A 12,893-nucleotide genomic window follows, 5' to 3' on the forward strand; every position below is an offset into this window, starting at 1 on the left:
CCATTGTCCGGCACCCGCTCCCGCGTGTCGCCATCCCCCGCGCACCACGCCGACCGGCGTGTTGTCAAGGCTCCAACGAGTGAGCCGGTTTCCTGTGGGATCACGTGCACGCGTACCCGGCGGTAGCGACCAAGACTGGATGTTTCCTGCCCTACCCGACGATGGGAACCCGTATGACCGGCTCACGTGTCGTGGCGCTCGGCCACTACCAGCCCGCCAAGGTGCTCACCAACGACGACCTGGCGGCCATGGTCGACACGAGCGACGAGTGGATCACCAGCCGGGTCGGCATCAAGACCCGCCACGTGGGCGGCCCCGACGAGCCGGTGGACGAGATGGCCGCCCACGCCGCCGGCAAGGCGCTGGCCGGTGCCGGGCTCGACCCCTCGGACATCGACCTGGTCCTCGTCGCCACCTCCACCGCGATCGACCGGTCCCCGAGCATGTCCGCGCGGGTCGCCGCCCGGCTCGGCATGGGCTCGCCCGCCGTCATGGACATCAACGTGGTGTGCTCCGGCTTCACCCACGCCCTGGCCACCGCCGACCACGCGATCCGCGCAGGTGCGGCCACCCGCGCGCTGGTCATCGGCGCCGACAAGATGGCCGACATCGGCGACTGGACCGACCGGAGCACCTGCGTCCTGCTCGGCGACGGTGCGGGTGCGGCGGTCGTCACCGCCGACCCGGCGGATGCCCCGGACGGTCCGGGCATCGGGCCGGTGCTGTGGGGCTCCGTGCCGGAGATGGGCAACGCGGTCCGGATCGAGGGGACGCCGCCGCGCTTCGCGCAGGAGGGCCAGTCCGTCTACCGCTGGGCCACCACCCAGCTCCCGCCGATCGCCCGCCGGGTCTGCGAGAAGGCGGGCATCGCCCCGGAGGAGCTGGGCGCGGTCGTCCTCCACCAGGCCAACCTGCGGATCATCGAACCGGTCGCCCGGAAGATCGGCGCGGTCAACGCCGTCATCGCCAAGGACGTGGTGGACTCCGGCAACACCTCCGCCGCCTCCATCCCGATGGCCCTGTCCAAACTCGTCGAACGCGGCGAGGTCGTCTCCGGCGCGTACGCCCTGCTCTTCGGGTTCGGCGGGAACCTCTCGTACGCGGGCCAGGTCATCCGCTGCCCCTGACGGCCCGCTGCCCTCGACGACGCTGCTCCCGGGGGTCTCCGGCGCGTCCCGAGGGCTCCCCGGCGCGTCCCGGAGCCCTCCGTGAAGGTGTTTCTCCGGGGTGTCCCGGCGGCCTTCCGGCACCCTCCTGACACCCTCCCGGCCGCCTTTGTCCTGACTGTGGAGAAAGTTGGGACGGATTCCTGCGCAACTTCTTCCCCCTCCGGGAAAGCGCTGCTACGTTCCCCCTCGAAAGCCCGACGGACTGGCCGATGTGGCGGGGAGGGACGCGTGAGACGTATGACGGCACGACCCGCGAACGCGCATCAGGCGCGGCTGCTCCGGCTGTTGCGCGACGGGGGCCCCAACTCCCGTGCGCAGCTGGGTGATCAGGTGGATCTCTCCCGCTCGAAGCTCGCCGTCGAGGTGGACCGGCTGCTGGAGACCGGCCTGGTGGTGGCCGACGGACTCGCCGCGTCGCGCGGCGGGCGCCGCTCGCACAACATCCGGCTCGCTCCCGAACTGCGCTTCCTCGGCGTCGACATCGGCGCCACCTCGATCGACGTGGCCGTCACCAACGCGGAGCTGGAGGTGCTGGGACACCTCAACCATCCGATGGACGTACGCGAGGGGCCGGTCGCCGTCTTCGAACAGGTGCTGTCGCTGGCCGCCAAACTGCGGGCCTCCGGTCTCGCCGAGGGCTTCGACGGCGCGGGCATCGGGGTCCCCGGCCCCGTCCGCTTCCCCGAGGGCGTGCCGGTCGCGCCGCCGATCATGCCCGGCTGGGACGGGTTCCCGGTCCGGGAGGCGCTCAGCCAGGAGCTGGGCTGCCCCGTCATGGTCGACAACGACGTGAACCTCATGGCGATGGGGGAGCAGCACGCGGGCGTCGCCCGCTCCGTGGGCGACTACCTCTGCGTCAAGATCGGTACGGGGATCGGTTGCGGCATCGTCGTCGGCGGCGAGGTCTACCGCGGTACCACCGGCAGCGCCGGAGACATCGGGCACATCCGGGTGGACCCCGACGGCCGGGCCTGCGCCTGCGGCAACAGGGGCTGTCTGGAAGCCCACTTCAGCGGCGCGGCCCTCGCCCGCGACGCGGAGGACGCCGCCCGTGAGGGCCGCTCACCCGAACTCGCCGCCCGGCTGGAGGCGGCGGGGCGCCTCACCGCCGCCGACGTGGCTGCCGCTGCCGCCGCCGGCGACGCAGCCGCGCTCGACCTGATCCGCGAAGGCGGCAACCGGCTCGGCCAGGTGATCGCGAGCCTGGTCAGCTTCTTCAATCCCGGTCTGGTGGTGATCGGCGGCGGGGTCACCGGCCTCGGTCACAACCTCCTCGCCAGTGTCCGTACGCAGGTGTACAAGCAGTCCCTGCCGCTGGCCACCGGCAATCTCCCCATCGTGCTGGGCGAGCTGGGGCCCACCGCCGGAGTGATCGGCGCGGCCCGGCTCATCAGCGACCACCTCTTCTCACCGGCCTGACTCCGGGCCGTACGTACCGCCGAACCACCCAGCTCGTCAGGTACCCGTCAGCAGCCGTTCGCGGTGCCGCCGGTTCCACGGCACCTCCAGCCCTGCGTCCTGTCCGCTCACCGGCCCTCCCCGGCTCCTCGGCACCGCCCGAGCAGGGGAGACCCCATTCGCCGAGGGGATTCGTCATGGCACCAGAACCGCCCCTGCTCACCATGTCCGGCATCACCAAGCTCTTTCCGGGCGTCCGTGCCCTGGACGGCGTCGACCTGGAGGTCCAGGCCGGCGAGGTGCACTGTCTCCTCGGCCAGAACGGCGCCGGCAAGTCCACCCTCATCAAGGTGCTCGCCGGAGCCCACCAGCCCGACGACGGCGAGATCACCTGGCGCGGCGGAACCGTCCGGCTCAAGTCCCCGATCGCCGCCATGCGCCTGGGCATAGCGACCATCTACCAGGAACTCGACCTGGTGGAGGACCTCTCGGTCGCCGAGAACATCTTCCTCGGACACGAACCGACCAGCGCCGGCTTCGTCGTCCGGACGGGGGAGGGACGCGCCGCCGCGAAAGCGCTGCTGGCCCGCCTCGGACACCCGGAGATCGACCCGGCCCGGCACGTCGGAGGCCTCTCCGCCGCCCAGCGGCAGATCGTCTCCATGGCGCGGGCGCTCTCCCACGACGTCCGGCTGATCGTGATGGACGAGCCCTCCGCCGCCCTCGACCCCGACGAGGTCGACAACCTCTTCCGCATCGTCGAGGGCCTCACCGCCGACGGGGTGGCGGTCGTCCACATCTCGCACCGGCTGGAGGAGATCCGCCGCATCGGTGACCGGGTCACCGTCATCAAGGACGGCAGGACCGTCGCCGTGGGGCTCCCCGCCGCCGACACCCCCACCCGCGACATCGTTGCCATGATGACCGGCCGGGACGTCGCCCACGTCTTCCCGCCCCGCCCCGCCGAACCGGCCGCCGCCCCCGGCGAACCGGTGCTCCGGGTCCAAGGGCTGTCCCGCGCGGGCGAGTTCGCCCCCGTCGACCTGGAGGTGCGACCCGGCGAGATCGTCGGCCTCGCCGGACTCGTCGGCTCGGGACGCTCGGAGATCCTGGAGACGATCTACGGGGCCCGCAGGCCGACCACCGGGACCGTCACCGTGGCCGGCGAGCGGATCCGGCCGGGCAGCGTCCGGGCCGCCGTCGCCGCGGGCATCGGACTGGCGCCCGAGGAACGCAAGGCACAGGCCCTGCTGCTGACCGAGTCCGTCACCCGTAACGTCTCCGTCTCCTCCCTCTCCCGCTTCGCCCGGCTCGGGTGGATCGACCGGGCGGCGGAGCGGAAGGCGGCGCGCAACGCCACCCGCGAGCTGCAACTGCGGCCCGACCGTCCCGACGCCGCCGTCCGCACGCTCTCCGGCGGCAACCAGCAGAAGGTCGTCCTCGCCCGCTGGCTGCTGCGCGGCTGCCGGGTCCTGCTGCTGGACGAGCCCACCCGCGGCGTCGACGTCGGCGCCCGCGCCGAGCTCTACGCCGTGATCCGCCGGCTGGCCGACGAAGGGCTCGCCGTCCTGCTCGTCTCCAGTGAGGTGCCCGAAGTCCTGGGCCTCGCCGACCGGGTGCTGGTCCTCCGGGAGGGCGAGGTGGTCCACACGGCCCCCGCCCGGGAGCTCGACGAACACCGCGTACTCGACCTCGTGATGGAAGGGAGCCCGACGCCATGACACAGCCCGCCCCGTCGGCGCAGCACAACGGGCCGGACAAGGGGGCCGTCGCCGCCCCCTCCGACGCGCCGCCCCCGAAGCCGGGCGGCGGTGCGCCGGCCCTCGGTCTACGGCTCGACGTCCGGATCCTGTCCCTGCTCGGCGTCCTCGCCGTGCTGATCCTGGTCGGAGGCGTCACCGAGCCCGACGCCTTCCTGGACAGCGGGAACCTCCAGCTGATCCTGACCCAGGCGTCCGTCATCGGCGTCGTCACCGTCGGCATGACCTTCGTCATCATCAGTGGCGGCATCGACCTCTCGGTCGGGGCGATGGTCGCCCTCGCGTCCGTGTGGGCGACGACCGTGGCCACCCAGGAGTACGGCTTCGCAGGCGTCGCGTTCACCGCGGTGATCGTCGGCCTCGCCGCAGGACTCGTCAACGGCGTCCTCATCGCGTACGGCCGTCTCGTCCCGTTCATCGCGACCCTGGCCATGCTGGCCTCGGCCCGCGGACTCGCCCTCCAGATCACCGACGGCAAGACCCAGATGGTCACCGTCGACTCCGTGCTCGACCTCGGCCTGCCCGACTCCTACATCCTCGGGATACCGCCGCTGGTCATCATGTTCGCCGTGGTCACCGTCGTCGGCTGGCTGCTCCTCAACCGGACCACCTTCGGCCGCCGCACCGTCGCCGTCGGCGGCAACGCGGAGGCCGCCCGGCTCGCCGGGATCGACGTCCGCCGCCAGCGCCTGTACCTCTACCTGCTGTCCGGGCTGTGCTGCGGCATCGCCGCCTTCATGCTGATCGTGCTCGCCGGCTCGGGCCAGAACACCAACGGCAACCTGTACGAGCTCGACGCCATCGCCGCCGCGATCATCGGCGGCACCCTCCTCAGCGGCGGCCGGGGCACCATCGTCGGCTCCGTCCTCGGCGTTCTGATCTTCACCACGATCACCAACATCTTCGCGCTCAACAACCTGCAGACCGACGTCCAGCAGATCGCCAAGGGCGCCATCATCGTCGCCGCCGTCCTCGTCCAGGGCCGCACCCCGCGCGGCCGGGAGACCTGACGGCCCCGCGCGCTCCCGCCGGCCCCCCCTTGAACACCCGCCGGGGCCACGGCACTTGTACGACCCGCCGCACCCGCACCCCGTACGCACCCACCGGATGAAGGGTCCCACCGTCATGCCAGGAACCAGCCGCAGAGGGCTGCTGTTCGGAACCGCCGCCGTCTCCGCCGGCGCGCTCCTCACCGCCTGCACCAGCAACGAGCCCCGGAAGACCGAGTCCGCCGCCGACAGCGCCCCCGCCGACGACAAGCCCGGCAAGGCCGTCACCATCGGCTTCGCCGGACCGCAGGCCGACCACGGCTGGCTCAACGCCATCAACGTGAACGCCAAGTCCCGCGCGGAGACGTACTCCGACGTCACCCTGGAGACCACCGAGGGCTCCAACGACACCGCAGCCCAGATCGGCCAGGTCAAGACCCTCATCAACAAGAAGGTCGACGTCCTCGTCGTGCTCCCCGCCGACGGCAAGGCGCTCACCCGGGTCGGCCTGGAAGCCATGAAGGCGGGCATCCCCGTCGTCAACCTGGACCGCGTCTTCGCCTCCCCCCAGGCGTACCGCTGCTGGGTCGGCGGCGACAACTACGGCATGGGCCTCAACGCCGGCCACTACATCGGCGAACGGCTCAAGGGCAAGCCGGACGCCAAGGTCGTCGAACTCGCCGGGATCGACAACCTGGAGCTGACCAAGCAGCGCAGTCAGGGCTTCGCCGACGCCCTCGAGAACTACCCCAACATCAAGCTGGTGGCCCGTCAGGCCGCCGACTTCACCGTCGAGTCCGGCCAGGCCAAGATGGCCCAGCTCCTCCAGGCGCAGAAGCAGTTCGACGCCCTGTGGAACCACGACGACGACCAGGGGGTCGGTGCGCTGCGCGCCATCGAGCAGGCAGGGCGCGACGAGTTCGTCATGGTCGGCGGCGCCGGCGCCAAGTCCGCCATGGACGCCATCAAGGCCGACGACTCCGTCCTCAAGGCGACCGTGCTCTACCCGCCGACGATGGCCGCCTCCGCCATCGACCTGGCCCGCGCGCTCGGCCAGTCCAAGGGCGTCAGCGGACTCTCCGAGATGGAGATCCCGACCTCCCTGACCCTGTACTCCGCGGTCGTCACCCGGGACAACGTCGACCAGTACCTGCCGACGGGCTTCAACTGACCGGGAATCCGGGGGAGGCGGCGAGCGCGTCCCCCGGCCCGTCACCGCACACCGACGAGGAGGAAGTCCGCATGGCCCGTAGTCAAGAGACGGAAGCGCACGCCCCGGCACCCCCGCCGCAGCAGGCGCCGGGAACGCTCGGGGTCGGCATGGTCGGATACGCGTTCATGGGCGCCGCCCACTCCCAGGGGTGGCGCACCGCCGGACACGTCTTCGACCTGCCGCTGCGCCCCGCTCTCGCCGCGATCTGCGGGCGCGACCGGGCGGCGGTCGACGCCGCCGCCGCCCGGCACGGCTGGGCGGCGGCCGAGACCGACTGGCGGGCCCTGATCGCCCGCGACGACGTCCAGCTGGTCGACATCTGCACCCCCGGCGACAGCCATGCGGAGATCGCCATCGCCGCTCTGGAGGCGGGCAAGCACGTCCTGTGCGAGAAGCCGCTCGCCAACACCGTCGCCGAGGCCGAGGCGATGGTCCGCGCCGCCGAAGCGGCCGCCGCCCGCGGCCAGGCGGCGATCGTCGGGTTCAACTACCGCAAGGTGCCCGCCATCTCCTACGCCCGGCGGCTCATCGCTCAGGGCCGGCTCGGTCCGCTGCGCCATGTGCGGGCCGCCTACCTCCAGGACTGGCTGGTGGACCCCGCCACCCCGCTCACCTGGCGGCTCAGGCGTGAGCACGCCGGCTCCGGTGCGCTCGGGGACCTCGGCGCGCACATCGTGGACCTCGCCCAGTACCTCTCGGGCGACCTGCTCACCGGCGTCTCCGCCGTGGCCGAGACCTTCGTACGGGAACGGCCCCTGCGCGCCGGGGCCTCGGCCGGACTCTCCGGCGGCGCGGGCGCGGCGGAGCGGGGCGAGGTGACGGTGGACGACGCGGCGATCTTCACCGGCCGCCTCGCCTCCGGCGCGCTCGCCTCCTTCGAGGCGACCCGGATGGCCGCCGGCCGCAAGAACGCCCTGCGTCTGGAGATCAACGGGGAGCTGGGCTCGCTCGCCTTCGACCTGGAACGGCTCAACGAACTCTCCTTCCACGACCACACCGAGCCCGCCGCCACCGCGGGCTTCCGCCGCATCCTCGTCACCGAGCCCGAGCACCCCTACCTGGAGGCGTGGTGGCCGCCGGGCCACGGTCTCGGCTACGAGCACACCTTCGTCCACCAGGCCCGCGACGTGGTCCGCACGATCGCCGAAGGGGCACCGCCCGTACCGTCGTTCGCGGACGGCCTCCAGGTGCAGCGGGTGCTCGCCGCCGTCGAGGAGAGCGCCGCCAAGAACTCCGTCCACACCCCGGTCCCGTCCGCGTCCTAGGAGGCTGCCGCCCATGCCCCGCCCCTTCACGCTCTTCACCGGCCAGTGGGCCGACCTCCCGCTGGAGGAGGTCTGCGAGCACGCACGGGACTTCGGCTACGACGGACTCGAACTCGCTTGCTGGGGCGACCACTTCGAGGTCGACAAGGCGCTGGCCGATCCCGGCTACCTGGAATCCCGGCACCGGCTGCTCGACAGGTACGGGCTGAAGTGCTTCGCCATCTCCAACCACCTCGTCGGCCAGGCCGTCTGCGACCACCCGATCGACGAACGCCATCAGGGCATCGTCCCCGCCCGCATCTGGGGCGACGGCGAGCCCGAGGGCGTACGGCAGCGCGCGGCGGCAGAGATCGCGGACACCGCACGGGCCGCCGCCGCCTTCGGGGTGGACACCGTCATCGGGTTCACCGGCTCCTCGATCTGGCACCTGGTCGCCATGTTCCCGCCGGTCCCGCCGCACATGATCGAGCGCGGCTACGAGGACTTCGCGGAGCGCTGGAACCCGATCCTGGACGTCTTCGACGCCGAAGGGGTGCGCTTCGCCCACGAGGTGCACCCGAGCGAGATCGCGTACGACTACTGGACCACCCGGCGGGCGCTGGAGGCGGTGGACCACCGGCCCGCGTTCGGGCTGAACTTCGACCCGAGCCACTTCGTCTGGCAGGACCTGGACCCGGTGGGCTTCCTGTACGACTTCCGCGACCGGATCTACCACGTGGACTGCAAGGAGGCCCGCAAGCGTCTCGACGGCCGCAACGGCCGCCTCGGCTCGCACCTGCCGTGGGGCGACCCCCGGCGCGGCTGGGACTTCGTCTCCGCCGGCCATGGCGACGTGCCGTGGGAGGACGTCTTCCGGATGCTCCGGTCCATCGGCTACGAGGGCCCGGTCTCGGTCGAGTGGGAGGACGCGGGCATGGACCGGCTGACCGGCGCACCGGAAGCGCTTGCCCACCTCAGGCGCTACGACTTCGACCCGCCGGCGGCCTCCTTCGACGCGGCCTTCGGCGGCGGCGAGTAGGAACCCCACGCAGGTCCCGGAGGGGTTGACCGGAACGGAACCGGCGGCCTCCGGGGCTGCCCCGCCCTGCCCGAAATCGGCTTTGTCCTGGCGGAAGCAGAAGTTCGGCCCAACCGTCGCACAAGGGCTTTCCGCCGAGGACGAACAGGTCTACCGTCCACCACGTGTACACGACATGACTCGCGTCACCGGGGTCGCTCCCGGCCCCGGTGACGCACGCGCGGCAGTCCCCGCGCGGCACGGCACGGCTTCACCCGCCCGTACAACCGGCACTCTCCGGAGGACCTACGTGCACAGAACAGGAAAGCGGACCCTCGCCCGGACCCGCGTACGCACGACGTTCGCGCTGTTCACCGGCGGCCTGCTCGCCGCCGCGACCCTGACCCTCGGCTCCGCCCCCGGAGCCGCCGCCCACCCGGCGCAGGACGGGCCCGTGGCGGAGGACTTCCAGCAGGTCACCCTCGCCAAGGGCGCGGAGGAGACCGGCGAGCCCATGTCGCTCGCCGTGCTCCCCGACCGCAGCGTGCTCCACACCTCGCGCAGCGGCGAGCTGCGGATCACCGACAGCGCCGGCAACACGCGCGTCTCCGGCACGATCCCCGTGTACACGCACGACGAAGAGGGACTCCAAGGCGTCGGCGTCGATCCGGACTTCGCGGCGAACCGGGCCATCTACCTCTTCTACGCGCCCCCGCTCGACACCCCCGCGGGCGATGCCCCCGAGACCGGCACCGCCGCCGACTTCGCGAAGTTCGAGGGCGTCAACCGGCTCTCCCGCTTCGTCCTCAAGGAGGACGGCACCCTCGACACCGCCAGCGAGAAGAAGGTCCTGGACGTCCCCACCTCGCGCGGCATCTGCTGCCACGTCGGCGGCGACATCGACTTCGACGCCGAGGGCAACCTCTACCTCTCCACCGGCGACGACACCAACCCCTTCGCCTCCGACGGCTTCACCCCGATCGACGAACGCCCGGACCGCAACCCGGCGTTCGACGCCCGCCGCACCTCCGGCAACACCAACGACCTGCGCGGGAAGATCCTGCGCATCAAGGTCGCCGAGGACGGCTCGTACACCATCCCCGAGGGCAACCTCTTCGCGCCGGGCACGGACAGGACGCGCCCCGAGATCTACGCGATGGGCTTCCGCAACCCCTTCCGCTTCTCCGTGGACAAGGCCACCGGCCACCTGTACGTCGGTGACTACGGGCCCGACGCGGGCGCGGCCGACCCCCAGCGGGGACCCGCCGGGAAGGTCGAGTTCGCCCGCGTGACGAAGCCCGCCAACTTCGGCTGGCCCTTCTGCGTCGGCGACAACGAGCCGTACATGGACTACGACTTCGCCACCAGGACGTCCGGGGCGGCCTTCGACTGCGCCGCACCGAAGAACGAGTCCCCGCACAACACCGGACTCGTCGACCTGCCGCCGGCCCGGGCGGCGTGGATACCGTACGACGGCGGCTCGGTCCCCGAGTTCGGCAGCGGCTCCGAGTCCCCGATGGGCGGACCCGTCTACCACTACGACGCGGACCTCGACTCCCCGGTCAAGTTCCCCGAGGCGTACGACGGCGACTTCTTCGCCGGAGAGTTCGGCCGCAAGTGGATCAAGCGCATCGAGCAGGACGCCGACGGGGCCGTCCGGTCCATCAACGACGTGCCGTGGTCCGGCACCCAGATCATGGACATGGCCTTCGGCCCGGACGGGGCGCTGTACGTCCTCGACTACGGCCTCGCCTGGTTCGGCGGCGACGAGAACTCCGCGCTCTACCGCATCGAGAACGCCACCGGAGGCCGCTCGCCCATCGCCGAGGCATCGGCGAACAAGACGTCGGGCACCGCGCCGCTGAAGGTGAAGTTCTCCTCGGCCGGCACGGCGGACGGCGACGGCGACCCGCTGACCTATTCCTGGGACTTCGGCGACGGGGGCACCTCCACCGCCGCCGACCCCACGTACACGTACAAGAAGAACGGGACCTACACGGCCACCGTCACCGCCGAGGACCCGAGCGGCCGAACCGGGTCCGCCAGCGTCCACGTCACCGTCGGCAACACCGCCCCGACCGTGGACCTGGTACTCCCCGAGGACGGGCAGCTCTTCGCCTTCGGTGACGCCGTGCCGTTCAAGGTGGACGTCAGCGACCCGGAGGACGGCACCATCGACTGCACCAAGGTCGAGGTCACGTTCACCCTGGGCCACGACAGCCACGGCCACGACATCACCACCGAACACGGCTGCGAGGGCACCATCAAGACCGCCATGGAGGGCGGCCACGACCCCAACGCCAACATCTACGGCGGCATTTCGGCCTCCTACACCGACAACGGCGGCGGCGGCCAGGCCGAGCTGACCGGCAAGGACACCTCCCGGCTCCAGCCCCGGCACCGCCAGGCCGAGCACTACGACGCCTCCTCGGGCGTCACCACCCCCAGCAAGTCCAGCGCCCACGGCGGCAAGACCGTCGGCGACATCCACCACGACGACTGGATCTCCTTCAAGACCTACGTCCTGGGCGGCACCACCAAGCTCACCGCCCGTATCTCCTCCGCGGGCTCCGGCGGCTTCCTCGAAGTGCGCACCGGATCGCCCACCGGGAAGATCCTCGGCTCCGGTCCCGTCCCGGTGACCGGCAGCTGGGACACCTTCCAGGACATCGACATCCCGCTGCGCGGGGCCCCGAGGAAGCAGACCGAACTCTTCCTCGTCTTCAAGGGCGGCGCCGGCGCGCTCTACGACATCGACGACTTCGAACTCTCCAACTCCCCGGCCGGCAGGACGGCCAAGCGCGTCCTGGTCTTCTCCAAGACCGCCGGCTTCCGCCACGACTCGATCCCCGCGGGCGTCGCGGCCCTGAAGGAGCTCGGCAAGGGCGCGAACATCACGGTCGACTCCACCGAGTCCGCCGCCCAGTTCACCACCAGCAACCTGGCCCGCTACGACGCCGTCGCCTTCCTCTCCACCACCGGTGACGTCCTCGACGCCCAGCAGCAGAAGGCGTTCGAGAACTACGTGGCCACCGGCGGCGGTTACGTCGGCATCCACGCCGCTGCCGACACCGAGTACGACTGGGAGTTCTACGGCGGCCTCGTCGGCGCCCACTTCGACTCCCACCCGCACATCCAGCCCGCCACCGTCCGCGTCGAGGACCACGACCACCCCGCCACCGCCCACCTCCAGGAGGAGTGGCAGCGCACCGACGAGTGGTACAACTACCGCACCAACCCCCGCGACAAGGCCAAGGTCCTCGCCACCCTGGACGAGACCACCTACACCGGCGGGAACATGAAGGGCGACCACCCGATCTCCTGGTGCCAGATCTACCAGGGCGGACGCTCCTTCTACACCGGCCTCGGCCACACCGAGGAGTCCTACGCCGAACCGGCCTTCCGCAGCCACGTCCTGGGCGGACTGCGCTACGCCACCGGCCAGGTCAAGGCCGACTGCAAGCCCGACACCGGCCACCGGCCGATCTTCAACGGCAAGACGCTGGAGGGCTGGAAGCAGGCGGGTCCGGGGAAGTTCTCCATCAGCGACGGCGCCCTGCACTCCGAGGGCGGCATGGGCCTGCTCACCTACCAGGCCAAGGAGCTGAAGTCCTACTCGCTCAAGCTCGACTGGAGGATGGCCGGCGACGACAACTCCGGTGTCTTCGTGGGCTTCCCGGAGTCCGACGACCCCTGGTCCGCCGTGAACAACGGGTACGAGATCCAGATCGACGCCACCGACGCCGCCGACCGCACCACCGGCGCCGTCTACACCTTCAAGTCCGCCGACATCAAGGCCCGTGACCGCGTCCTGCGGCCGCCGGGGCAGTGGAACAGCTACGAGATCAAGGTGCAGGGCGAACGTCTCCAGGTCTTCCTCAACGGAGCGAAGATCAACGACTTCACCAACACCGACCCGGCCCGCAGCCTGACGGAGGGCTACATCGGCCTCCAGAACCACGGGGCCGCCGACCAGGTGTCCTTCCGCGACATCCAGTTGAAGGAGCTGCCCCCGACGTAGGGCGGCCCCTTCCGCCGACGGCGGGCGGGGGAAGCACGCACCTTCCCCCGCCCGCCGTCCCCACCCCGACCACCCGCCCCA

8 protein-coding genes are annotated in these 12,893 nt (G+C 71.4%); all 8 read left to right on the plus strand.

The features are described 5' to 3' along the window. Nucleotides 1–173 precede the first annotated feature (173 nt). Nucleotides 174–1,127 (plus strand): beta-ketoacyl-ACP synthase III, encoded by a 954-nt coding sequence (locus tag QFZ71_RS26945; protein ID WP_307670737.1) that lies wholly within the window; start codon nucleotides 174–176, stop codon nucleotides 1,125–1,127. Between the two features lie 279 nt (nucleotides 1,128–1,406). Continuing rightward, nucleotides 1,407–2,588 carry an ROK family transcriptional regulator gene (locus QFZ71_RS26950; protein WP_307670738.1) on the plus strand — a complete coding sequence of 394 codons (1,182 nt, stop codon included), beginning with the start codon at nucleotides 1,407–1,409 and terminating at the stop codon, nucleotides 2,586–2,588. Nucleotides 2,589–2,764: 176 nt separating this feature from the next. After that, nucleotides 2,765–4,288 carry a sugar ABC transporter ATP-binding protein gene (locus tag QFZ71_RS26955; protein WP_307670739.1) on the plus strand — a complete coding sequence of 508 codons (1,524 nt, stop codon included), beginning with the start codon at nucleotides 2,765–2,767 and terminating at the stop codon, nucleotides 4,286–4,288. After that, nucleotides 4,285–5,337, plus strand: coding sequence for an ABC transporter permease (locus QFZ71_RS26960; protein WP_307670740.1), 1,053 nt, complete (start codon nucleotides 4,285–4,287; stop codon nucleotides 5,335–5,337). Before QFZ71_RS26955 ends, QFZ71_RS26960 begins: the two co-directional genes overlap by 4 nt. 115 nt (nucleotides 5,338–5,452) lie before the next feature. Next, nucleotides 5,453–6,487, plus strand: a complete 1,035-nt coding sequence (locus QFZ71_RS26965; RefSeq protein ID WP_307670741.1) for a substrate-binding domain-containing protein — start codon at nucleotides 5,453–5,455, stop codon at nucleotides 6,485–6,487. A gap of 71 nt (nucleotides 6,488–6,558) precedes the next feature. Then, nucleotides 6,559–7,794 carry a Gfo/Idh/MocA family protein gene (locus tag QFZ71_RS26970; protein WP_307670742.1) on the plus strand — a complete coding sequence of 412 codons (1,236 nt, stop codon included), beginning with the start codon at nucleotides 6,559–6,561 and terminating at the stop codon, nucleotides 7,792–7,794. 13 nt (nucleotides 7,795–7,807) lie between these two features. Further along, the gene (locus tag QFZ71_RS26975; RefSeq protein ID WP_307670743.1) at nucleotides 7,808–8,812 is read left to right on the plus strand and encodes a sugar phosphate isomerase/epimerase; all 1,005 of its coding nucleotides are present in this window, start codon (nucleotides 7,808–7,810) and stop codon (nucleotides 8,810–8,812) included. A 289-nt stretch (nucleotides 8,813–9,101) separates the two neighbouring features. After that, a complete protein-coding gene (locus tag QFZ71_RS26980; protein ID WP_307670744.1) occupies nucleotides 9,102–12,812 on the plus strand; it encodes a ThuA domain-containing protein in 3,711 nt (1,236 codons plus the stop codon). Nucleotides 12,813–12,893 lie beyond the last annotated feature (81 nt).

The sequence above is a fragment of the Streptomyces sp. V2I9 genome (assembly GCF_030817475.1).
Taxonomy (GTDB): Bacteria; Actinomycetota; Actinomycetes; order Streptomycetales; family Streptomycetaceae; genus Streptomyces.